The following is a 23,500-nucleotide window of genomic DNA, read 5'->3' on the forward strand; positions in this document are numbered from 1 at the left end:
AATTAGCGGTCCACATCTGACATAACAAAATCGATACTACCCAAGTGGACGATAAGGTCGGACACCAGGCTGCCACGTACCGCTACCGGGATCTGCTGCAGGTGCGCATAGCTCGGGGTACGGATACGGGTACGGTAACTCATGGTGCTGCCATCGCTGGTCAGGTAGTAACTGTTAATACCCTTGGTCGCTTCCACCATCTGGAAGGACTCGTTTGCCGGCATAACCGGTCCCCACGAAACTTGCAGGAAGTGGGTGATCAGGGTTTCGATATGTTGCAACGTGCGCTCTTTCGGCGGCGGCGTAGTCAGCGGGTGATCCGCTTTGAACGGGCCTTCCGGCATGTTGTTGAGGCACTGCTCAAGGATGCGCAGACTCTGGCGCAGCTCTTCAACTTTCAGCATCACGCGGGTATAGCAGTCGGACACGCCGCCGCCAACCGGGACTTCAAAGTCAAAGTTTTCGTAGCCGGAGTATGGACGCGCTTTACGCACGTCAAAATCAATACCGGTCGCACGCAGCGCAGCACCGGTACAACCCCAGTCCAGCGCTTCTTTCTTACCGTAAGCGGCAACGCCTTGCGAACGGCCTTTCAGGATGGTGTTACGCAGTGCGGCTTTCTCGTAGGAATCCAGACGTTTTGGCATCCAGTCGAGGAAGTCACGCAGCAGTTTGTCCCAACCGCGCGGCAGATCGTGTGCCACACCGCCGATACGGAACCAGGCCGGGTGCATACGGAAACCGGTGATCGCTTCCACTACGTCATAGATTTTCTGACGGTCGGTAAAGGCGAAGAAGACCGGCGTCATCGCGCCGACGTCCTGGATGAACGTGGAGATGTACAGCAGATGGCTGTTGATACGGAACAGTTCAGACAACATAACGCGAATCACGTTGACGCGATCCGGCGTGGTGATGCCAGCCAGTTTCTCAACGGCCAGTACGTAAGGCATTTCGTTAACGCAGCCGCCGAGGTACTCGATACGGTCGGTGTACGGAATGTAGCTGTGCCAGGACTGACGTTCACCCATCTTTTCAGCGCCACGGTGGTGGTAGCCGATGTCAGGCACGCAGTCGACGATTTCTTCGCCATCAAGTTGCAGCACAATACGGAAGGCACCGTGAGAAGACGGGTGGTTAGGACCGAGGTTGAGGAACATGAAGTCCTCGTTTTCGGAACTACGCTTCATGCCCCATTCTTCTGGTTTGAAGGTCAGTGATTCCATTTCCAGATCCTGTTTGGCTTTGGTCAGCTCAAACGGATCGAATTCGGTCGCACGCGCCGGGTAGTCTTTACGCAGCGGATGACCTTCCCAGGTATGCGGCATCAGCAGACGCGTCAGGTGCGGGTGACCTTCGATGTCGATGCCAAACATTTCCCAGGTTTCACGCTCATACCAGTTGGCGTTCGGGAACAGTTTGGTGAACGTCGGTACGCGCAGGTCGTTTTCAGACAATGCCACCTTGAGCATGATATCGCGATTGCGTTCAATGGAGATCAGGTGATAGAAAACGGAAAAATCCGCGGCAGGTAACCCTTCGCGGTGCGTACGCAGACGTTCGTCCATGCCGTGTAAGTCAAACAGCATGACGTAAGGTTTCGGCAGTCTCTTTAAGAAATCGCCAACTTCCAGTAATTGTTCACGCTTGACCCAAACAACAGGTACCCCGGTGCGAGTCGCCTGAACGGTAAAGGCATCCGGCCCAAAACGGTTGCGCAGTTCGCCAATGACCGGGTCATCAAGGTGATCCCGTGTTTGCCATACAGCGTCTTGCGCGGTTAAGTCGGTCATATTGTTCACCATTGCAAATGGTCCGTGGTAGTCGGCAGTGCTTCGCGCTATTTATGTAGTGATAAGCGAAGGAAGTGCTGCTGCCGACAGGCGCAAATTAAATCTCGTCTGGTGTACGAAGATTCGTTACAGCAATACGTTCGCCGCGTTTACGCTCGCGTTCTGACTGCATATTGGCGCGATAAACGCCCTGATCGCCAACCACCCAGGAGAGCGGACGGCGTTCTTTGCCAATGGAATCTTGCAGCAGCATCAGAGCCTGCATATACGCTTCCGGACGCGGCGGGCATCCCGGGATGTACACATCGACCGGAATAAATTTATCAACGCCCTGCACCACAGAATAGATGTCGTACATACCGCCGGAGTTGGCGCATGCGCCCATGGAAATAACCCATTTCGGTTCCAGCATCTGATCGTAGAGGCGCTGAATAACCGGCGCCATTTTGGTAAAGCAGGTTCCGGCGACGACCATCAGGTCAGCCTGACGCGGCGATGCACGCAGTACTTCCGCACCAAAACGGGCCACATCGTGCACAGCGGTAAACGAGGTCACCATCTCAACGTAGCAGCAGGAAAGGCCAAAGTTATATGGCCAAATTGAGTTTTTACGGCCCCAGTTAACCATGTCATGCAGCTTGCCCATGAACACGTTTTTGTTAACTTCTTGCTCCAGGGGGTCGGTTACGATCTCCTGTTTTTGCAGGGGGTAACGGTCGTTCTCACCGTTAGGATCTATGCGGGTGAGCGTATAATCCATCTTAATGCCTCGCGGTTAGCGTTGACGATTAGCGATACTGTTCGTTTCCGGGTTCATACGCTCGCGGCGTGAACGCGCGGGCGTCCAGTCCAGCGCGCCAATACGCACCAGATAAACCAGACCTGCCAGTAACACAAAAATAAAAATTGCAGCTTCCACAAAGCCAATCCAGCCGCTTTCACGGATAGAAGTTGACCATGCGAACAGATACAGCGCTTCAACGTCGAAGATAACGAAGAACATGGCTACCAGATAAAACTTGGCAGACAGGCGCAAGCGGGCGGTGCCGACCGAGTCGATACCTGATTCAAACGGCACGTTTTTAGATCTCGCGCGCGCGCGACCACCTAAAAACCAGCCGCCGACGAGCATCAGGCAGCACAGGCCAATGGCAACAATAAGAAAGATAGCGAATGCCCAGTGATGAGCGATGATTTCAGTGGATGTTGACATACTCATTGCTTACTCATCAAAAGTAGCGCCAAATTCTCTGCTCTTTTCGGCAGATGAACGCCACATCGATTCATGGGGAGGAATAAAAAAAACCTTACAATCACTGTGAAAAACCATTTTATACAGCTAATTGATGGGGTTTTTTACTCCTTTCTATAACCTTTTGTCAACTTTAACAAAAGTTTCCTCACATTATTTTACACCGCTCCAACTTCATTAACATAAAGTGCTATTTAGACCAATTTCGATCGCATCATCGGTCATTTTTAATGTTGTTGAATCGTGTCCGTAGTGAAGTAAAAAAGATAATACTCACCTATTTTGACAGGAATTCACCCAGATGCCTCCCCCTAAATGGGAGTATTTTCTTGATCTGTGACACGCTTTTGTTAATTCACCATAAAAAACAGCAACAATTTCTCTAGTTTTTTAACATGGAAACAATTAGTAACGCTGCTGCTTATTTTTCAGCCAAGTGTCAGGCCGTTTTTTTACCTTCTGATTTTGTTAAGTTTTAGTATAGCAAATGACATAAAGCGGCAATATTTACATAAAAAAAGAGCCGCTGGATGTTTTTTCATCACCAGAGGCTCTTTTTTACACTAACATTTTAAAACGATTTTTTGTGACGGATTACTCAAAGTCGCCTTCAACAATCAGCGAGTCATCTCCCCCTTCCGGGGTAAACTGATTGTATTGCCAAGGATTTTGATACGTTTGCATCGACTTAAAGATAACTTCTGCCAACTCATTTTGCGTGGACGGATCGCAGCACAACAAATACTCAGTATCAGGCAATGGCGGTAATCCGTCGGCGGCGCCCAGTACGCGTAAATCCGGACTCATCATTTCAACAGGCCGTGCAGTGACGCCGAGCCCTGCTTTTACCGCCGCGCGAACCGCAGGTAAGGTTGAAGCAACATAAGCCAGACGCCACGGGATCTGAGCAGCGTTTAATGTCGCCAGCACGATATCGCGAAACGGGCTCGGATCGTCCAGCAGAACCAACGGTACCGGCTCACCTTTTTGCAGAATATATTCGGCAGCACAGTACCAATGCGTTGGCGAGGTACGCAGATTCAGACATTCAAAATCGCCAGGACGGTTGGTAGTCACAACCAAGTCCACTTCTTGCGACTTCAGCATATCCACCATGTAGGCGTTACGCTTGACCCTCACATCCAGCGCAAGCTTCGGATAAACCGAACTTATTCGGTTGAGCAGGAAAGGCAGTATGGTATCGGCTGATTCATCAGAAGCACCGATAGTTAACACTCCCTGAAGATTATTAAACATTAATGATGAGCATGCCTCATCATTAAAGCGCAGTATTTTTCTGGCGTAACCCAACAGTTGTATACCATGTTCGGTCAGTAGTTTGTTGCGTCCATGGCGCGCGAACAACTCTTTCCCCACGAGTTGCTCAAGACGCTGCATTTGCTGACTCACCGCAGACTGAGTTCGACATACCGCAGCTGCCGCAGCCGCAAAGGTATTCAGGTCGGCAACAGCAACGAAGGTTCTCAGCAGATCGAGGTCGAGGTTAATTATCGGACGATTTGCATTTATCATAGTTTTTCACTTACTCGCGGGTCATACCGGGTTAATGCTGTGCATTTGGAATCAAACAACTCCATTTGTAATGTGCCTCCCTCGCAGTTTCGCTTAGTGTAACCAAGTGAAAATAAGGATGTATTTGGTTTAACAAACGAAACAATTCTCTTTCCTGGCTATTTTAATTCCCGTGACATTCATCGGAATATAGCAACGAGAAAGAGCCGAATTTTTAGCTGCTGGATGATTCTGACTTAGGGAAAACATGTAAATTTTGTAAATTTAAAAAAAAGTTAACGAACAATAATTTACACATTAAAAACTAACTTTTCAGTGTGTTAGGAACAACCAACAAACATTTGAATTATCTTAAAATTCAGACTACTTACCATTTCATGAGACTTATCTTAACCTAAAACCACTATATTTATAAGTGTTATCGTGAATAATTCCAGGCTACCAGGTGTTATGTCAGAGCAGCGGTTTTGCTATTATTGGCCCATTCAATTTAATGTCGTTTAAATATTAAATAATAATTAATTAAGAATTCTTCAATTCATTAATTCTGCTTAACAATGAATTCACACCGTATCACGTACGGATCAGGCCGATAACAGGTCCCGCAGTTAAAACCTCAGTATTTTCGAATTACCTCATCCAGCTTAGACACCCGTGACATTTCGCTTTACAGGCTTAACTTTTTTTGACCAAACAATTCACCACAACCAAACCAATAAAACAAAACATACTACCAACAAAACACATCCAGATAGATTATTATCTCATAATATTTACATTATTTAGTTGTTAACAGTTAATTATCACTTCATAGCTTTTCAAAATCTTCTACTAAAGACCCTTCAAAACTCACCGCCGTGGGAGTACATTGTGCTGGGCTGACTTCCATGGCAGGGAGTGGCATTCACAGCTAAAAAGGTCAACGTTCATGTCCCCCATTGAAAAATCCAGCAAATTAGAAAACGTCTGTTATGACATTCGCGGCCCGGTTCTGAAGGAAGCAAAGCGCCTGGAAGAAGAAGGCAATAAGGTTCTGAAACTGAACATCGGCAACCCGGCGCCATTCGGGTTTGAAGCGCCAGATGAAATACTGGTGGATGTGATCCGCAATTTGCCAACAGCGCAAGGATATTGCGACTCCAAAGGCCTTTATTCCGCCCGTAAAGCGATTATGCAGCATTACCAGGCCCGTGGTATGCGCGACGTAACCGTGGAAGATATTTATATCGGCAACGGCGTTTCTGAATTAATTGTGCAGGCTATGCAGGCATTGCTGAACAGTGGGGACGAAATGCTGGTTCCTGCTCCTGATTATCCGCTGTGGACGGCGGCGGTATCGCTCTCCGGCGGTAATGCCGTGCACTACCTGTGTGACGAATCATCAGACTGGTTCCCGGACCTGGATGATATCCGCGCCAAAATCACGCCGCGTACGCGTGGAATCGTCATCATCAACCCAAACAACCCAACCGGCGCTGTTTACTCTAAAGAGCTGCTGATGGAGATTGTTGAGATTGCTCGCCAGAACAACCTCATCATCTTTGCGGATGAGATTTACGACAAAATTCTCTACGACGACGCTGAACACCACTCCATCGCTGCAATGGCGCCGGATCTGCTGACCATCACCTTCAATGGCCTGTCAAAAACCTATCGCGTTGCCGGTTTCCGTCAAGGCTGGATGGTGCTGAACGGGCCGAAGAAACATGCTAAAGGGTATATTGAAGGTCTTGAGATGCTGGCCTCTATGCGTCTGTGTGCCAACGTTCCGGCGCAACATGCCATTCAGACCGCGCTGGGCGGATACCAGAGCATCAGCGAATTTATCATGCCTGGTGGGCGTCTGTATGAACAACGCAACCGCGCCTGGGAACTGCTCAATGACATTCCTGGTGTCTCCTGCGTAAAACCGCGCGGCGCGCTGTATATGTTCCCGAAAATTGATGCTAAACGCTTCAACATTCATGACGACCAGAAGATGGTACTCGACTTCCTGCTGCAGGAAAAAGTACTGCTGGTTCAGGGAACAGCGTTCAACTGGCCGTGGCCGGATCATTTCCGCATCGTCACGCTGCCGCGTATTGACGATATTGAAATGTCGCTGAGTAAATTTGAGCGTTTCCTGTCAGGGTATCACCAGCTGTAATTAAACAAAGGCTGTCGGATGAATGACGAGTATTTGCATCTGACAGCCTTCTCTGCGCAAAATGACTCTTAGGTTGCCATCATATAAGGGTCGTTATGAAGCAGAGCCATTTTTTTGCCCACCTCTCCCGTCTGAAGCTCATTAATCGCTGGCCGCTGATGCGCAACGTGCGCACCGAAAACGTGTCTGAACACAGTCTGCAAGTTGCCATGGTTGCCCATGCGCTGGCCGCGATCAAAAACCGCAAATTTGGTGGTCAGGTTAATGCTGAGCGTATTGCTCTGTTGGCGATGTATCACGATGCGTCAGAAGTGCTGACCGGTGATCTCCCTACCCCGGTGAAATATTTCAACTCGCAGATTGCGCAGGAATATAAAGCGATAGAGAAAATTGCCCAGCAAAAACTGGTCGATATGGTACCTGATGAACTGCGCGATATTTTTGCGCCGCTCATTGATGAACATGCCTTAAGTGAAGAAGAGAGATCGATTGTTAAACAGGCCGATGCCCTGTGCGCGTATCTGAAGTGTCTGGAGGAACTCTCTGCCGGTAATAACGAATTTCTGCTTGCCAAGACGCGTCTGGAAAAAACGCTGGAGTCGCGACGCAGCGAAGAGATGGACTACTTTATGGACGTGTTTGTCCCGAGTTTTCACCTCTCATTAGATGAAATCAGCCAGGATTCTCCGCTATAAACGCATGACCCGGTGGCGGCGAAGATATCTCCGTCGCCATCCGCCAACAAAATCAAAACGGAAACAGCATCGGGATCATCACCACGCACACCGCCATCACAATGATGGTAAACGGTACGCCAATCTTCACGAAATCGCTAAAGCTGTAGTTGCCAGGTCCGAGCACCAGAGTGTTTACCGGGGAAGAGACAGGTGTCATAAAGGCTGCGGATGCTGCCATCGCAATCCCCATCGCAAAAGGATACGGTGAAACGCCCATCGACTTTGCAGCCGCCAGCGCGATTGGCGCCATCAGCACCGCCGTCGCGGTGTTGGAGATAAATAGCCCGATAGTCGCACACAGCACGAACAGGCAGCCCAACATCACATACGGGCCATACCCGCCACCGACATCCATCAGCCCTTTCACCACCAAGTCGACACCGCCGGTTTTTTGTAAAGCCAGCGCGAAGGGCATCATCCCGACAATCAAAATAATGCTTGGCCAGTGAATCGCTTTATAGGCACTTTCGGCATCAATACAGCGAAATTTCCCCATCAGTAGACAGGCGATGATCGCAGCCACCGTATTGGGAATTTCATCAGTGAGCATCAGAGCGACCATCAGCACCAGACAGAAAATCGCATGCGGTGCCTGGCTGTGCGCCGGAGAAGCTTCACTGACTTCCTCGGGCATATTCAGCACGACAAAATCACGCCCTTTTTGTCCCAACAGTGTGATGAGCTTCCAGTTGCCCACCACTAATATGATATCGCCCATCAGCAATGGCTCATCCACCACCGCTCCAGCCAGAGCCGCACCATCGCGCTTCAGCCCAACGACATTCAGCCCGTAGCGGGTACGAAAAGCGATTTCCCGTACCGTTTTGCCGATCAATTCCGATTCAGGGATCAGAGAGATCTCGGCCATCCCCACATCAAGCGCCTGCTCGGAGAAGTATTCGCCGCGCAGTACCATTGGTTCCAGAAACTGTTCACTGCAAAATTCACGCAGGTCGACATCGGCCGCGGACATATCAATCAGCAATACGTCACGGGCGCGAAACTCAGAAACCCCGTTAACGTCGACTATTACGCGACGAAAGCGACGCCAGCGTTCCACGCCAATCACGTTTGCCCCGTAGCGCTCACGCAACTTCAGATCATCCAGACGCTGGCCAATCATAGGAGAACCGGGACGAATCGCCAGCCGACGCGCGCGCCCGGTCAGGCGATATTCTTTAATCAGATCGCGAAAGGTCCGGCGTTTCCAGCCGTCTCCCGGCTGCCTGGAATCTTCCCCCTTGAGCATAAAGCGCATCAGCAGCATATAAATTATGCCGAGAACCAGAACCACCAGCCCCAGCGGGGTAACGCTAAAAAAGCTGAACCCGTTAAGTCCTTCACGTAACAGTTCACTGTTGACGACCAGGTTCGGCGGCGTCGCCACCAGCGTCATCATGCCGCTTATCAAGCCGGCAAAGCTCAGCGGCATCATCAGGCGTGAAGGGGAAATTTCCATGCGCATGGAAACGCTTAAGACCACCGGGATAAAGATGGCGACCACGCCGGTCGAACTCATAAACGCCCCGAGCCCGGCAACGGTAATCATCAGCAACACCAGCATTTTGACTTCACTGCTGCCAGCCACCTTCACCAGCCAGGCACCCATTACCGTCGCCACCCCGGTACGCACCAGGCCGTCGCCGATAATGAATAATGCCGCAATCAAAATAACGTTAGGATCGCTGAATCCGGAAAAGGCTTCTGTGATGCTCAATGTTCCGCTCAGAACAAAGGCAATGATGACCAGCAAAGCGACCGCGTCCATACGCACTCTGCCAGTAACAAACAAGACGACGGCAATCGCCAGCAATGAGAGAACCCATATCAATTCACCGTTCACAACATATCCTTGTTAAATGAGAGGGATGGATCGATTCTGCCATAAAAAAGCCCCAACAATCTGGGGCTAAATCATGTTCAGGTATTTCTTACCACGACCACATTTCCGTTAGGCTGTTTGGTCACAGAAATATGTTCCAGACTGGTCAGCGAAAAATCGACCTCATCCAGACGCGGCGTGTCCACAGGCGCGTTGACCGCTATCACATGACACCCTGCAGCCAGTCCTGAAAGCACCCCAGCGGGCGCATCTTCCACCACCGCGCATTCCTGTGGCGCAAGACCCAGAAGCTGGGCGCCTAACAGATAGGCGTCAGGCTCGGGCTTGCCTCTTTTTACCCGCTCGGCGGTGACAAACACTTCAGGAGCAGGCAGCCCCGCGACACGATGACGCGCTCGTGCGACCGGCATGGATCCGGAGGTCACAATCGCCCATGGAATACCCGCTTTATTGAGGTGGTTGAGTAAATCAACCGCTCCCGGCAGCGCTGTGATCCCCGCGGTTTCCGTCGCTTCGATCTGCTCCAGGCGGGTGAATTCCGCGGCGATCTCAGCCTCAGATTTGCCCACCATAAAGTGTCGCAGGGAGGTAATGGCCTGCTTGCCATGAATAAAGCCGAGCACCTCGGCGTGATCGAGGCCAAAACGATCGGCCCAGTTGCACCACGCGCGTTCTACTGCGGGTAAGGAATCGACCAGCGTTCCATCCAGATCAAACAGAAAACCTTTGCACTGCACGCTCGCCCCCTCAGGCATTAATGATTTGGTTAATTTCATTCGCACTCAGGTGATACTGGCGCGGGCAAGAGTGCCAGACATTCAGCATACGCTGATATTTTTCCCACATCGGGGTCTGGGCGTTGAAGCCATGCGTACCCGCATCAAAGTGGGTATAACGACCTTCTACATTAACCATAAAACGTACGTACCCGAGGTAACGGGCTTCCGTTGCGGCGTCAAAGCCAAGGAAGGTCACGCGACGCTCATCAATTGCCTGCGCGTCCTTAAGATTAGTCCAGGACACATGTAATGCGTGATACATCTCCATAATATCGATAATCGTACGACAGGTTTCTTCCGTCAGCTCACCAAACTCACGATCCAGCTCGCGCATCTGCAAGCCGTAACCGCGTTCAATAATCGTCTGCAAACGACGATAACGCTCGGCGTTAGTGGGATCGAGCATAGTCATCATTTTGTACTGATTAGACAAAATCAGACGTTGAGCGTTGGTCATTTCCATTTGGGACTCCTGTATCACTACTACTGCGATGAAAAAAAAGAAGGCATCTTGTGCCTTCTTTTATATGCGTAATCAGGGGTCAATTACAAATCATCAAGGAAAGTTTTATCCAGTTGTTTGAAGGCGCGCTTAAGCGTGTCAGCCAGCGCCTGATAATCAGGCTTTCCTTCTACCGGAGTGAGCGCCTGCCCGGCTTCTTGCAATTTACCCCGAACTTCGTAGAACCAGTTGAGTATTGAAGGCGGCAGCGGCGTTACAGAACGTTTACCCAGCCACCACATGCCCTGCATCGGCAGGCTGAGCGCAAACAGCGCAGTCGCCACGGCCGGTCCCAACTGCCCCCCTAACGCAATTTGCCAGCATAAGGTGAAGACGGCGATAGGCGGCATAAAACGGATCGCGTAACGCGTCATGCGGATCACGCGGTTCTCTACAAACACAGGTGCGAGGCGCTTTTCCATTGGCCACGTCTTCGCATAGTGCTGCCCCCGGCGAAACAAGCTAAAAAAATTGACGGAACGATTATCCGGTGTCGACATGGCGGTTACCTCAACTTCACATATAAAAATTAAAAAATTTGTGCAAAACAACAACTACAAAGGACATCGTTCAAAACATTTTGTCTTTAATACCCACATTCAGGTATCCTGTGCCGGCCTGTAAGGCCTTTAGTCCAAAATCATTGAGTCGTCAAATTGACACATAGTATGCCATTGGCTGAAAAATACGCAAAATGACATAGACTCAAAGGTATTTATTCCATCGTGCCCAAAAAGACTATGGCGCATGATGTTAATCATAAACGTCGGTGTCATCATGCGCTACGCTCTATGACTTCCTGACGTTTTTTTAGCCACGTATCATAAATAGGTACTTCCATGTCGAGTAAGTTAGTACTGGTTCTGAACTGCGGTAGCTCCTCACTGAAATTTGCCATCATCGATGCAGTAAACGGTGAAGAATACCTCTCTGGTTTAGCCGAATGTTTCCATCTCCCAGAAGCACGTATCAAGTGGAAAATGGACGGCGGTAAACAAGAAGCGGCTTTAGGTGCAGGCGCCGCTCACAGTGAAGCGCTGAATTTTATCGTTAATACTATTCTGGCACAAAAACCAGAACTGTCTGCTCAGCTGACTGCGATTGGTCACCGTGTTGTTCACGGCGGCGAGAAATACACCGGCTCTGTGGTTATCGACGATTCTGTTATTCAGGGTATCAAAGACGCAGCCTCTTTTGCACCGCTGCATAACCCTGCACACCTGATCGGTATCGCAGAAGCGCTGAAATCTTTCCCGAATCTGAAAGACAAAAACGTGGCTGTGTTCGACACCGCGTTCCATCAGACCATGCCGGAAGAGTCTTACCTCTATGCTCTGCCATACAGCCTGTACAAAGAACACGGTGTTCGTCGTTACGGCGCGCACGGTACCAGCCACTTCTTCGTAACTCAGGAAGCGGCAAAAATTCTGAACAAACCGGTTGATGAGCTCAACATCATCACTTGCCACTTGGGCAACGGCGGTTCTGTTTCTGCTATCCGTAACGGTAAATGTGTTGATACCTCCATGGGTCTGACCCCGCTGGAAGGTCTGGTGATGGGTACGCGTTCCGGTGACATCGACCCGGCGATCATCTTCCACCTGCACGACACCCTGGGCATGAGCGTTGACCAGATCAACAAAATGCTGACCAAAGAGTCCGGCCTGCTGGGTCTGACCGAAGTCACCAGCGACTGCCGTTATGTTGAAGATAACTACGCGACTAAAGAAGACGCTAAACGTGCAATGGACGTTTACTGTCACCGTCTGGCGAAATACATCGGTTCTTACACTGCGCTGATGGATGGTCGTCTGGATGCAGTTGTCTTCACCGGTGGTATTGGTGAAAACGCAGCGATGGTTCGTGAACTGTCTCTGGGCAAACTGGGCGTTCTGGGCTTTGAAGTTGACCACGAACGTAACCTGGCCGCACGTTTCGGCAAATCTGGTTTCATCAACAAAGAAGGTACCCGTCCTGCGGTGGTTATCCCAACCAACGAAGAACTGGTTATCGCGCAAGACGCGAGCCGTCTGACTGCCTGATTTCACACCGCCAGCCTAGCTGGCGGTGCTGTTTTGTAACCCGTCTACATCGACGGTAACGAAAGAGGATAAACCGTGTCCCGTATTATTATGCTGATCCCTACCGGAACCAGCGTCGGTCTGACCAGCGTCAGCCTTGGCGTGATCCGCGCAATGGAACGCAAAGGCGTTCGTCTGAGCGTCTTCAAGCCGATCTCTCAACCGCGTGCCGGTGGCGATGCGCCAGACCAGACTACCAGCATCGTCCGTGCTAACTCTTCTCTGCCAGCCGCTGAGCCGCTGAAGATGAGCCACGTTGAATCTCTGTTGTCCAGCAATCAGAAAGATGTGCTGATGGAAGAGATCATCGCGAACTACCACGCGAACACTAAAGACGCTGAAGTTGTACTGGTTGAAGGCCTGGTCCCAACCCGTAAACATCAGTTCGCGCAGTCTCTGAACTACGAAATCGCGAAAACGCTGAACGCAGAAATCGTCTTCGTAATGTCTCAGGGTACCGATACCCCGGAACAGCTGAACGAGCGTATTGAACTGACTCGCAGCAGCTTCGGCGGCGCGAAAAACACCAACATCACCGGCGTAATCGTTAACAAACTGAACGCACCGGTTGATGAGCAGGGCCGTACTCGCCCGGATCTGTCCGAGATTTTCGACGACTCTTCCAAAGCGAAAGTGATCAAAGTTGATCCGGCTAAACTGCAAGAATCCAGCCCGCTGCCGGTTCTGGGCGCGGTGCCATGGAGCTTCGATCTGATCGCAACGCGTGCAATCGATATGGCGCGTCATCTGAACGCCACTATCGTTAACGAAGGTGATATCAATACCCGTCGCGTGAAGTCTGTGACTTTCTGCGCACGCAGCATTCCGCACATGCTGGAGCACTTCCGTGCCGGTTCTCTGCTGGTGACTTCCGCCGATCGTCCTGACGTGCTGGTTGCAGCATGCCTGGCAGCCATGAACGGCGTGGAAATCGGTGCCCTGCTGCTGACTGGCGGCTACGAAATGGACGCGCGTATCACTAAACTGTGCGAACGTGCATTTGAAACCGGCCTGCCGGTATTCATGGTGAACACCAACACCTGGCAGACCTCTCTGAGCCTGCAGAGCTTCAACCTGGAAGTTCCGGTTGACGATCACGAACGTATTGAGAAAGTTCAGGAATACGTTGCTAACTACATCAACGCTGACTGGATTGAATCCCTGACCGCGACCTCTGAGCGCAGCCGTCGTCTGTCTCCGCCAGCGTTCCGTTATCAGCTGACCGAGCTGGCACGTAAAGCCGGCAAGCGCGTTGTTCTGCCGGAAGGTGACGAGCCGCGTACCGTTAAAGCGGCGGCTATCTGTGCTGAACGCGGTATCGCAACCTGCGTACTGCTGGGCAACCCGGATGAGATCACCCGCGTTGCGGCCTCTCAGGGCGTTGAGCTGGGTGCTGGCGTAGAAATCGTTGATCCAGATGTGGTTCGCGAAAGCTACGTTGCTCGCCTGGTCGAACTGCGTAAAAACAAAGGTATGACCGAAACCGTTGCCCGCGAACAGCTGGAAGACAACGTGGTTCTCGGTACCCTGATGCTGGAACAGGACGACGTTGACGGTCTGGTTTCTGGTGCAGTTCATACCACCGCGAACACCATCCGTCCACCGCTGCAGCTGATCAAAACTGCACCGGGTAGTTCCCTGGTGTCTTCCGTGTTCTTCATGCTGCTGCCGGATCAGGTTTACGTATACGGCGACTGCGCGATCAACCCGGATCCGACTGCAGAGCAACTGGCAGAAATCGCGATTCAGTCCGCTGAATCCGCCATTGCTTTCGGTATCGAACCGCGTGTAGCAATGCTCTCCTACTCCACCGGTACTTCTGGTGCAGGTAGCGACGTAGAAAAAGTTCGTGAAGCCACGCGTCTGGCGCAGGAAAAACGTCCTGACCTGATGATCGACGGTCCGCTGCAGTATGACGCCGCCGTTATGGCTGACGTAGCAAAATCCAAAGCGCCGAACTCTCCGGTTGCAGGTCGCGCTACCGTGTTCATCTTCCCGGATCTGAACACCGGTAACACCACCTACAAAGCGGTACAGCGTTCTGCCGACCTGATCTCCATCGGGCCGATGCTGCAGGGTATGCGCAAGCCTGTGAACGACCTGTCTCGTGGCGCGCTGGTTGACGACATCGTCTACACCATCGCTCTGACCGCGATCCAGTCTTCCCAACAGCAGCAGTAATCTGTCAAGTCTGCCGGATGTCTTATCCGGCAACACTTCTGCTTATTAAACCGGAAATAGCTTATATTTCCGGTTTTTTTATACCTGTTTTTCCCGTTGGCATATTCTGAAACATTTGCCAGGATGCGCTGCATCAATGAATAACTATTCTCCTGTTTGCATACTTATCCTCTTTTGCATTGCAACAGGGATAGTCTTTCATGTCAGCAGTAACAGAAACACAGCCAGCTAAAAAATGGGCGATGCCCGATACGTTGGTGATTATTTTTTTCGTTGCCATTTTAACCAGTCTGGCGACATGGGTTGTTCCCGTCGGGATGTTCGACAGTCAGGAAGTGCAGTATCAGGTTGATGGACAAACCAAAACCCGTAAGGTGGTCGACCCCCACTCTTTTCGAATTCTGACCAACGACGCGGGCGAAGAGCAGTATCACCGGGTGCAGTTTTTCACCACCGGTGATGAGCGCCCGGGCCTGATGAATTTTCCGTTTGAAGGGTTAACCTCCGGCTCTAAATTCGGCACTGCCGTCGGCATTATTATGTTTATGCTGGTGATTGGCGGCGCATTCGGCATCGTTATGCGTACCGGTACCATCGATAACGGCATCCTGGCGCTCATCCGCCATACGCGAGGAAACGAAGTCCTGTTTATCCCGGTGCTGTTTGTTCTCTTCTCATTAGGCGGCGCGGTGTTTGGCATGGGGGAAGAGGCGGTCGCCTTTGCCATTATTATCGCACCGTTAATGGTACGGTTAGGTTACGACAGTATCACCACCGTTCTGGTCACCTATATTGCGACTCAAATTGGATTCGCCAGCTCATGGATGAACCCGTTCTGCGTGGTCGTCGCGCAGGGGATTGCGGGCGTGCCGGTGCTCTCTGGTTCCGGTCTGCGTATCATTGTGTGGGTGGTTGCGACCCTGATAGGTCTGACCTTCACGCTGGCCTATGCGGCGCGCATCAAAAAGAATCCGCTTTTGTCCCGGGTACATGAATCCGACCGTTTCTTTCGCGAACAGCAGGACGACGTTGTGGAACGACGCTTCACGCTGGGCGACTGGCTGGTGCTGCTGGTGCTGACCGCGGTAATGATTTGGGTTGTCTGGGGCGTGATCGTCAACGCGTGGTTTATTCCTGAGATCGCCAGTCAGTTCTTCACCATGGGCCTGGTAATTGGCATCATCGGCGTGGTCTTTCGTCTCAACGGCATGACGGTCAACATCATGGCCTCCTCATTCACTGAAGGCGCACGAATGATGATTGCCCCTGCCCTGCTGGTCGGTTTTGCCAAAGGCATATTACTGCTGGTCGGTAATGGAGAGGCGGGTGAAGCCAGCGTGTTGAACACGCTGCTGCACAGCATTGCCAACGGCATCAGCGGGCTGGATAACGCCATCGCGGCGTGGTTTATGCTGCTGTTCCAGGCGGTGTTTAATTTCTTCGTTACTTCCGGCTCTGGTCAGGCTGCATTGACCATGCCGTTATTAGCACCCTTAGGCGATCTGGTTGGCGTAAACCGTCAGGTCACCGTACTGGCCTTCCAGTTTGGCGACGGATTCAGTCATATTATCTATCCTACGTCTGCATCGCTGATGGCAACGTTAGGCGTGTGTCGGGTGGATTTTCGTAACTGGCTGAAGGTAGGCGCCACGCTGTTGGGACTGCTGTTTATTATGTCCAGCGTGGTGGTAATTGGCGCGCAGATAATGGGTTACCATTAAAAAACGATTGCCCGGCCTACACGATTTCTCGACGCTGTAGGCCGGATGAGCAGATTTTACTCAGCCTCTTCCTGCTTTTCGGCTTTCGCCCCTTCATTCTTAGCGTTGCGGGTCATCCACAGCGCCAGGGCTTTCAGTGAGTCCGGCGTAAATTCGTCGCAGCGCGCGGTAATTTCTTCCGGCGTCAGCCAGCAAACTTCACTAACCTCTTCTTCCTGAAGCGCAAACGGTCCGTGGGAAACACAGCTAAACAGCCCACCCCATACGCGACAGTTCTGGTCTTCAAAATAAAACTGCCCATGCTCGGCAAACGGCACGCCCGCAATCCCCAGTTCCTCTTCCGCTTCACGGCGCGCTGAGTCCAGTAGTTGCTCGTCAGCCTGCACAACACCGCCAGCGGTGGCATCCAGCATGCCGGGCAAAAAATCTTTTGTCTCAGTACGACGCTGAACCAGAATTTTGCCCATACCATCATGCACGACGATATACGTTGCACGATGGCGTAAGCGTTGCGCCCGCATTTGTTCCCGGCTGGATTGTGCAATGACTTCGTTGTCTTCATTCACAATATCCACCCATTCCGTACTTGCCAAACGACGCTGTTCCACCATCAGGAAACCTTCTTTTTTCTTGCGCTCTTACGGCGCGTTTATGTTTGTGGGGTAAATTACGGATTAATCTCGACCTGTGCAATAACACTTTGATCATTGAGTGCCATTACGCTGAGAACATTATCATCCAGAATCCCGTAACTTGCCGCAAAGCCCCCTTTCGGGATGCTTACCGAGCCGGGATTGAAGTGGTAAACATCCCCTTGACGCTCAGCCACGGGCAAATGTGTATGCCCATAAACCAGCACATCTCCCACGTTGAGCGCCGGCATATTTTGCGGGCCAAAAAGATGCCCGTGCGTCAAAAAGAGTCGCTGGTTTTCTGTCAGAATTTGCTGCCACGGCGCGGTCATCGGAAAATGCAGAAGCATCTGATCCACTTCGCTGTCACAATTGCCACGCACCGCGATAATCCGCGCTGCCAGCGCATTCAACCGCTCAGCAACCTGCGCAGGCGCATAGCCTTCCGGGAGCGCATTACGCGGTCCGTGGTTTAAAACATCACCCAATATCACCAGCCATTGCGCACCGCTTGCGGCAAACCGTTCAAGTACGCGTTCCGTGGCTGGCAACGAACCATGAATGTCCGATGCGAACATCAGTTTCATCACTCACTCCTCGTTGAAAAGTACCTTGTAATGATACTGGATTACGCCCCGTTTTTCAGCAGGAACGCTTCGCTGAAAGCGCGATAAAACGCTGGACTGAAGCGCGCTGCCACTGGAAGGCGGCATATTCTGCAAGCGCTTCGGGAACCTCATCGCCGTTAAGGACCAGACGATTCAGCATTAGCGCTAAATCGCAGTCGGCAATACACCATTCGCCAAATAAATTCTGCTTCCCGTTGCTCAATAAATGGCTCGCAGTGGCGAACAATTTCTCCGCACTGACTTTTCCCGCTTCGCTTAACGGACCTTTTTTCACGCCAGCAAAAACCACGTCCGTTGAGCGTTCTTCACGGATAGGCATCAGATCGCTGCGGATCCACGCCTGAACCTGGCGCGCCCGCGCGCGCTTTTGCACATCGTGTGGGTAGATACGCTCCCACTGCGGCGGCGCAAAACTCTCTTCCAGGAACTCAGTAATCGCTGATGATTCGCTCAGCTCGAAACCGTCGATTTCAAGCACCGGTACGCGCCGCGTTAACGCATACCCTTGCCATGAAGGTTGCAAGTGTTCGCCGCTGTTGAGATCAACGGTTTTCAGCGTAAAAGGCAGTCCTTTCTCTTGCAGAGCGACATAAACAGACAGCACGTAAGGGGAGAAAAAATTGGTATCTGACCACAGCGTAATTGCAGATTTGCTCATAATGTCCTCTGAAATGTATTGGCTTGCCTTCAAAATATAGAGTCTTTCTCTCACTGTCACTTGATGAAAACTCACGCACGCCAACAGGCTCTATACTTGTTATGACCCGGTTCATGACAAAACGGACGCTGAAAATGATCGATCTCTATTACACTCCATCGCCAAACGGTCACAAAATCACGCTGTTTCTTGAAGAGGCGCAGCTGCAATACCGTCTGATTCATGTCGATATCAGCAAAGGTAGCCAGTTTCACCCTGATTTTCTGCAAATCTCACCAAACAATAAAATCCCGGCCATTATCGACAGTGCCCCGGTAGACGGCGGAAAGCCCATCAGCCTGTTTGAGTCCGGAGAAATTTTACTCTATCTGGCAGAAAAGAGCGGTAAGCTGCTGAGCGGTGAGTTACGTGAACGCCACACTACGCTGCAGTGGTTGTTCTGGCAGGTCAGCGGCCTCGGACCCATGCTGGGTCAGAATCATCATTTTAGCCACTACGCCCCACAAACGATTCCCTACGCCATTGAAAGATACCAGGTTGAAACCCAGCGCCTGTACAACGTGATGAATAAACGTCTGGAAACGTCCCCCTGGCTGGGAGGCGATCACTACAGCATTGCCGACATTGCCTGCTGGCCGTGGATCCACGCCCATCAGCGTCAGCGCATCGACCTCGACAACTACCCGGCGGTCAATAACTGGCATGAACGCATCCGTACGCGTCCCGCAACGGAACGCGCCATGCAACAAGCACAAAGTGAGAAGCGGTGACGCGATTCGGTTCTCGTGTATCATGCAAAGGTTCATACATGGAGGAAACCTGCAATGTCACAACCTGACGCAATTATTCGTATAAAAAACCTTCGTCTGCGCACTTTTATCGGCATCAAAGAAGAGGAGATCCTTAACCGCCAGGATATCGTCATCAACATTGCCATTCACTATCCGGCAGACAAAGCCCGTACCAGCGAAGATATCAACGACGCGCTGAATTATCGCACTATCACCAAGAGCATCATTGCCCACGTGGAGGGTAACCGCTTCTCATTGTTAGAAAAATTAACTCAAGATGTGCTCGATATCGCACGCGAACATCACTGGGTCACTTATGCTCAAGTAGAGATAGATAAACTTCACGCATTACGTTACGCCGACTCAGTCTCTATGACGCTGAGCTGGCAGCGCTAAAACATAACCCGGGAGGCGACATGCAGATTCTGATTACCGGCGGTACTGGCCTGATTGGACGTCATCTGATCCCCCGCTTGCTGGAGCTGGGGCATCAGATAACCGTAGTGACCCGTTCTCCTGATAAGGCCCGTCAGATTCTCGACTCCCGGGTTACGCTGTCCAAAGGGCTGGAAGAGCGGCAAAATCTCAATGACATTGATGCCGTCATTAACCTTGCCGGAGAGCCGATTGCGGACAAGCGCTGGAGTGCCCAGCAAAAGGAACGCCTGTGTCAGAGCCGCTGGGTCATTACGCAGAAGCTAGTCGATTTAATCAATGCCAGCGAGACACCGCCCGCAGTGCTAATTTCCGGTTCCGCTACCGGTTACTACGGCGATTTAGGCGAAGTGGTGGTCACAGAAGAAGAGCCGCCGCATAACGAATTTACCCATAAGCTGTGCGCACGCTGGGAGCAAATTGCCAGCACCGCGCAAAGCGACAAAACCCGCGTGTGTATGCTGCGCACCGGCGTGGTACTGGCCTCTGCTGGCGGCATTCTGGCGAAAATGGTCCCGCCGTTTCGTCTTGGCTTAGGCGGACCAATTGGCAACGGACGCCAGTATATGGCCTGGATCCATATTGATGATATGGTCAACGGAATTCTCTGGCTGCTGGATAACGATCTGCGCGGTCCCTTCAATATGGTTTCACCGTACCCGGTGCACAATGAGCAGTTTGCCCACGCGCTGGGCCACGCCCTGAACCGTCCTGCCATTCTGCGCGTTCCCGCCACCGCAATGCGGTTGCTGATGGGCGAATCTTCAGTGCTGGTTCTCGGCGGGCAGCGAGCGTTGCCAAAACGCCTGGAAGCGTCCGGTTTCGCGTTTCGCTGGTACGATTTAGAAGAAGCGCTGGCGGATGTCATCCGATAACCCCTAAGCGCTATTCACGGTCGCCGTTGTGGTGGTAAGGTTATAGGCCAGATTTCTGCAATGGCGACGTTATGGCGATAATTTCGACTCCCCGACTTACCCTCTCTTTGTTTCAGTTTTCTGACTGGTCATTTTTCCAGAAACTACGTGAATGTCCTGAAGTCATGCGCTATATGGGCAACATCGCCCCGGTGAAAGATACGCGTCTGTTATTCGCCAGACGCCTTGCCGCACAGCACACTTTTGTCATCCGCGAGCACAACAACCCGACGCCGCTCGGCGATATTGGTCTGCAAATCAGCCATCTCTACCCGCACGAAGCCGACCTCGGCTACGCCATCATGCCACAGGCGCAGGGGAAAGGTATTGCCAGCGAAGCCGTACGCGCGGTGTGCCAGTACGCCTTCGAGCACGCGGCGGTCACGGCGATAAATGCTTACGTACTGGCGGATAATAAGGGCTCAATACGGATTCTGGAAAAAACGGGGTTCGTGCGTACGCAGGTGCTGGAAAAGGCGTATGAGATTGATGGTATCGCCTACGACGACTGGGTTTATCGTCTGGAGTGCGACGCGCTAAAATCCCAGGCCCGGAAAGCGTAGCGCCTCCGGGCAGGTGACTTACTTCAACGAACCTTTGAGGAACTGCTGCAAACGCGGACTTTGCGGATTACCAAATACCTGCTCCGGATCGCCCTCTTCTTCAATCTTCCCCTGATGCAGGAAAATCACGTGCGTGGAGACATGACGGGCAAACCCCATTTCGTGGGTCACGACCACCATGGTTTTTCCCTCTTCGGCCAGTTGTTGCATAATGCGCAGCACTTCGCCCACCAGCTCCGGGTCAAGCGCCGACGTGGGTTCATCAAACAGCAACACTTCTGGTTCCATCGCCAGCGCACGAGCAATGGAGACACGCTGCTGCTGACCACCGGACAGATGCACCGGATATTTGCCCTGAGCGCGCTCATCAATACCCACTTTCGCCAGATACTTCACCGCACGTTCGCGAGCTTCCTGCTTGCTCAGCCCCAACACCTGGATCGGCGCTTCCATCACGTTTTCCAGCACCGTCATGTGGCTCCACAGATTAAAGTGCTGAAAGACCATCGTCAGTCGCGTGCGCAGCAAGCGCAGCTGATTTTTGTCTGCAACCTTAAGCTGGCCGTCTTTGTCGCGTACCAGACCAATGTTCTGACCACTGACGACAATCGACCCGGCGCTCGGTTTCTCGAGAAAGTTAATGCAGCGCAGGAAGGTACTTTTACCGGAACCTGACGAGCCAATAATACTGATAACATCACCCGCATTGGCCTGCAGCGATACCCCTTTCAGCACTTCATGTTCACCGTAGTGCTTATGTAAATCGATAACGTTTAATTTATTTTCAGACATCGTGTTACTCGAATCATTTAGAGGATACATGCTGCAACCAGCGTTTTTCCGCTTTACGGAACAGACTGATCAGGACATACGAAATAATCAAATACAGAACAGCGGCAATACCGAAGGCGGTAAACGGCTGATACGTTGCCGAGTTGATATCGCGGGCGATTTTCAACAAATCAGGCACCGTTGCGGTAAATGCCAGCGCCGTGGAGTGCAGCATTAAAATAACTTCATTGCTGTAAGCCGGCAGCGCAATACGCAGCGCGGAAGGCAAAATAATGCAGCGATACAGTTTAAACGACGAGAAACCGTAAGCGCGCGCGGCTTCAATCTCACCATGGGGTACGGAACGAATAGCCCCGGCGAAAATCTCCGTGGTATAGGCGCAGGTATTCAGCGTCAGCGCCAGCACGGTGCAATTTAGCCCACTGCGGAAAAACGCGTTGAGGAAGTCCGTGCCTTTGACTATCTCCAGCGTATACATCCCGGAATAAAACACCAGCAACTGGACGTACAGCGGCGTCCCACGAAAAATATAGGTGAACAGCCAGATAGGAAACTGGATAAATTTATTACTGGAAACACGACCAATTGCCAAAAACAGCGCCAGTATCCCGCCCATCACCACCGACGAAATCAGAAGCCACAGGGTGATAGCCACGCCGGTGTAGCGATATCCGTCGGTCCACAGCAGGGACTTCCAGTATTCCTGAATAATCTCAATCACAGGTCAGCCCTCTTCACACCCACAGAATAGCGGCGCTCAAGGTACAGCAGCACACCATTAGAAACAGTGGTAAACACCAGATAGATGACCCCGCACACTACGGCAAAATAGAACGGCTCCCAGGTACTTTTTCCGGCAAGCTGAGTGGCTTTCACCACGTCTTCCAGGCCGAGCAACGATACCAGCGCCGTGGCCTTAAGAATGACCTGCCAGTTGTTGCCAATTCCCGGTAAGGCATAGCGCATCATCGCCGGGAACATAATGCGGCGAAATATTTGTGAACTGGTAAAACCGAATGCCGTCGCGGCTTCAATATGGCCTTTTGGCACGGCCATAAATGCGCCACGAAATGTTTCGGTAAAATAGGCTCCGTAGATAAACCCGAGCGTAATAATACCCGCGACCATCGGATCGATATCAATCTGGCTGATACCAATTGCATCGGTAAGGGTATTCAGCGCGATTTGTAATCCGTAAAAGATGAGCAGCATTAAGACCAGATCGGGCACGCCGCGGATAAGCGTTGTGTACCCTTCGAAAATAAGCGCCAGCGCCCGGCTTTGCGACAGCTTTGCTGCCGCGCCGACAAGGCCTATCAGAACCGCCAGTACCACCGAGCTAAGTGCCAGCTCCAGCGTAACAATTGCGCCCTGTAAAATAACACCTGAAAAGCCATACAACATGCTGCCTGTCCTGTCGTGTGTGGTGGAGTAATAAGCCTCTTTTGATTTCAGACAAACTGTTAAATGCGGGATGGCGGCTTTGCCTTATCCGGCCTACAAAATCACTGTAGACCG

Annotated in this window: 23 protein-coding genes; 9 read left to right on the forward strand and 14 right to left on the reverse strand. The window is 51.6% G+C overall.

Going from position 1 to position 23,500, the window contains the following annotated elements:
* Window positions 1-2: 2 nt before the first annotated feature.
* The 4 genes from nuoC to lrhA form a co-directional block, all read right to left on the reverse strand.
* Window positions 3-1,805: an NADH-quinone oxidoreductase subunit C/D gene (gene nuoC / locus BZK42_RS06835; RefSeq protein ID WP_016153837.1), complete on the reverse strand. Its 1,803-nt coding sequence runs from the start codon at window positions 1,803-1,805 to the stop codon at window positions 3-5.
* An 85-nt stretch (window positions 1,806-1,890) separates the two neighbouring features.
* Window positions 1,891-2,553, reverse strand: a complete 663-nt coding sequence (gene nuoB, locus BZK42_RS06840; RefSeq protein ID WP_003028075.1) for an NADH-quinone oxidoreductase subunit NuoB — start codon at window positions 2,551-2,553, stop codon at window positions 1,891-1,893.
* A gap of 15 nt (window positions 2,554-2,568) precedes the next feature.
* Complete coding sequence (gene nuoA, locus BZK42_RS06845) at window positions 2,569-3,012, reverse strand: NADH-quinone oxidoreductase subunit NuoA (protein WP_003028077.1); 444 nt, start codon at window positions 3,010-3,012, stop codon at window positions 2,569-2,571.
* A 627-nt stretch (window positions 3,013-3,639) separates the two neighbouring features.
* Entirely contained in the window at window positions 3,640-4,578 is a 939-nt protein-coding gene (gene lrhA, locus BZK42_RS06850; RefSeq protein ID WP_016153838.1) for a transcriptional regulator LrhA, read from the reverse strand.
* A 928-nt stretch (window positions 4,579-5,506) separates the two neighbouring features.
* On the opposite strand from lrhA, the gene alaA reads away from it, so the two are divergent.
* Both alaA and yfbR read left to right on the forward strand, forming a co-directional pair.
* Window positions 5,507-6,724 (forward strand): alanine transaminase AlaA, encoded by a 1,218-nt coding sequence (gene alaA, locus BZK42_RS06855; RefSeq protein WP_005129483.1) that lies wholly within the window; start codon window positions 5,507-5,509, stop codon window positions 6,722-6,724.
* Between the two features lie 95 nt (window positions 6,725-6,819).
* A complete protein-coding gene (gene yfbR, locus BZK42_RS06860; RefSeq protein ID WP_003028083.1) occupies window positions 6,820-7,419 on the forward strand; it encodes a 5'-deoxynucleotidase in 600 nt (199 codons plus the stop codon).
* A gap of 52 nt (window positions 7,420-7,471) precedes the next feature.
* On the opposite strand, the gene BZK42_RS06865 is transcribed toward yfbR, so the two are convergent.
* From BZK42_RS06865 to yfbV, 4 genes are all read right to left on the reverse strand, one after another.
* Window positions 7,472-9,304 (reverse strand): SLC13 family permease, encoded by a 1,833-nt coding sequence (locus tag BZK42_RS06865; protein ID WP_019077293.1) that lies wholly within the window; start codon window positions 9,302-9,304, stop codon window positions 7,472-7,474.
* Window positions 9,305-9,381: 77 nt separating this feature from the next.
* Window positions 9,382-10,059, reverse strand: a complete 678-nt coding sequence (locus BZK42_RS06870; RefSeq protein ID WP_085951065.1) for a sugar phosphatase — start codon at window positions 10,057-10,059, stop codon at window positions 9,382-9,384.
* On the reverse strand, window positions 10,052-10,546 hold the full coding sequence (locus BZK42_RS06875; protein WP_016153841.1) for a YfbU family protein: 495 nt from the start codon (window positions 10,544-10,546) through the stop codon (window positions 10,052-10,054). The genes BZK42_RS06870 and BZK42_RS06875 overlap by 8 nt, the downstream gene beginning before the upstream one ends.
* Window positions 10,547-10,629: 83 nt before the next feature.
* Window positions 10,630-11,085 carry a terminus macrodomain insulation protein YfbV gene (yfbV, locus tag BZK42_RS06880; protein WP_016153842.1) on the reverse strand — a complete coding sequence of 152 codons (456 nt, stop codon included), beginning with the start codon at window positions 11,083-11,085 and terminating at the stop codon, window positions 10,630-10,632.
* Between the two features lie 339 nt (window positions 11,086-11,424).
* Between yfbV and ackA the strand changes: the two genes are divergently transcribed.
* The 3 genes from ackA to yfcC all read left to right on the forward strand — a co-directional run bounded on the left by ackA (window position 11,425) and on the right by yfcC (window position 16,568).
* Complete coding sequence (gene ackA / locus BZK42_RS06885) at window positions 11,425-12,627, forward strand: acetate kinase (RefSeq protein ID WP_016153843.1); 1,203 nt, start codon at window positions 11,425-11,427, stop codon at window positions 12,625-12,627.
* A 75-nt stretch (window positions 12,628-12,702) separates the two neighbouring features.
* The gene (gene pta, locus BZK42_RS06890; RefSeq protein ID WP_016153844.1) at window positions 12,703-14,847 is read left to right on the forward strand and encodes a phosphate acetyltransferase; all 2,145 of its coding nucleotides are present in this window, start codon (window positions 12,703-12,705) and stop codon (window positions 14,845-14,847) included.
* 200 nt (window positions 14,848-15,047) lie between these two features.
* The gene (yfcC, locus tag BZK42_RS06895) at window positions 15,048-16,568 is read left to right on the forward strand and encodes a putative basic amino acid antiporter YfcC (protein ID WP_016157044.1); all 1,521 of its coding nucleotides are present in this window, start codon (window positions 15,048-15,050) and stop codon (window positions 16,566-16,568) included.
* A gap of 56 nt (window positions 16,569-16,624) precedes the next feature.
* Here yfcC and yfcD read toward each other — a convergent pair whose 3' ends face one another.
* Genes yfcD through yfcF form a run of 3 tightly spaced genes read right to left on the reverse strand, consistent with a single transcriptional unit; the run spans window position 16,625 to window position 18,487 of the window.
* Window positions 16,625-17,179: an NUDIX hydrolase YfcD gene (gene yfcD / locus BZK42_RS06900; protein WP_006683645.1), complete on the reverse strand. Its 555-nt coding sequence runs from the start codon at window positions 17,177-17,179 to the stop codon at window positions 16,625-16,627.
* Window positions 17,180-17,235: 56 nt separating this feature from the next.
* Complete coding sequence (yfcE, locus tag BZK42_RS06905) at window positions 17,236-17,787, reverse strand: phosphodiesterase (RefSeq protein ID WP_016153846.1); 552 nt, start codon at window positions 17,785-17,787, stop codon at window positions 17,236-17,238.
* A 55-nt stretch (window positions 17,788-17,842) separates the two neighbouring features.
* Window positions 17,843-18,487 (reverse strand): glutathione transferase, encoded by a 645-nt coding sequence (gene yfcF / locus BZK42_RS06910; protein ID WP_080858937.1) that lies wholly within the window; start codon window positions 18,485-18,487, stop codon window positions 17,843-17,845.
* Window positions 18,488-18,621: 134 nt separating this feature from the next.
* Between yfcF and yfcG the strand changes: the two genes are divergently transcribed.
* The 4 genes from yfcG (at window position 18,622) to BZK42_RS06930 (ending at window position 21,190) form a co-directional block, all read left to right on the forward strand.
* The gene (gene yfcG, locus BZK42_RS06915; RefSeq protein WP_016153848.1) at window positions 18,622-19,257 is read left to right on the forward strand and encodes a GSH-dependent disulfide bond oxidoreductase; all 636 of its coding nucleotides are present in this window, start codon (window positions 18,622-18,624) and stop codon (window positions 19,255-19,257) included.
* A 54-nt stretch (window positions 19,258-19,311) separates the two neighbouring features.
* Window positions 19,312-19,674, forward strand: coding sequence for a dihydroneopterin triphosphate 2'-epimerase (gene folX / locus BZK42_RS06920; protein WP_016153849.1), 363 nt, complete (start codon window positions 19,312-19,314; stop codon window positions 19,672-19,674).
* A 20-nt stretch (window positions 19,675-19,694) separates the two neighbouring features.
* Window positions 19,695-20,588, forward strand: a complete 894-nt coding sequence (locus tag BZK42_RS06925) for a TIGR01777 family oxidoreductase (RefSeq protein ID WP_016153850.1) — start codon at window positions 19,695-19,697, stop codon at window positions 20,586-20,588.
* A 71-nt stretch (window positions 20,589-20,659) separates the two neighbouring features.
* Entirely contained in the window at window positions 20,660-21,190 is a 531-nt protein-coding gene (locus tag BZK42_RS06930; protein ID WP_072161057.1) for a GNAT family N-acetyltransferase, read from the forward strand.
* Between the two features lie 18 nt (window positions 21,191-21,208).
* Here the strand turns inward: BZK42_RS06930 and hisP are convergent, their stop codons facing one another.
* The 3 genes from hisP to BZK42_RS06945 are packed head-to-tail and all read right to left on the reverse strand — an operon-like array spanning window position 21,209 to window position 23,386.
* A complete protein-coding gene (hisP, locus tag BZK42_RS06935; protein WP_043017062.1) occupies window positions 21,209-21,982 on the reverse strand; it encodes a histidine ABC transporter ATP-binding protein HisP in 774 nt (257 codons plus the stop codon).
* A gap of 13 nt (window positions 21,983-21,995) precedes the next feature.
* Window positions 21,996-22,703: a histidine ABC transporter permease HisM gene (gene hisM, locus BZK42_RS06940; protein ID WP_003028116.1), complete on the reverse strand. Its 708-nt coding sequence runs from the start codon at window positions 22,701-22,703 to the stop codon at window positions 21,996-21,998.
* Window positions 22,700-23,386, reverse strand: a complete 687-nt coding sequence (locus BZK42_RS06945; RefSeq protein WP_016153853.1) for a histidine ABC transporter permease HisQ — start codon at window positions 23,384-23,386, stop codon at window positions 22,700-22,702. Before BZK42_RS06945 ends, hisM begins: the two co-directional genes overlap by 4 nt.
* Window positions 23,387-23,500 lie beyond the last annotated feature (114 nt).

This window comes from Citrobacter braakii, from assembly GCF_002075345.1.
Taxonomy (GTDB): Bacteria; Pseudomonadota; Gammaproteobacteria; order Enterobacterales; family Enterobacteriaceae; genus Citrobacter; species Citrobacter braakii.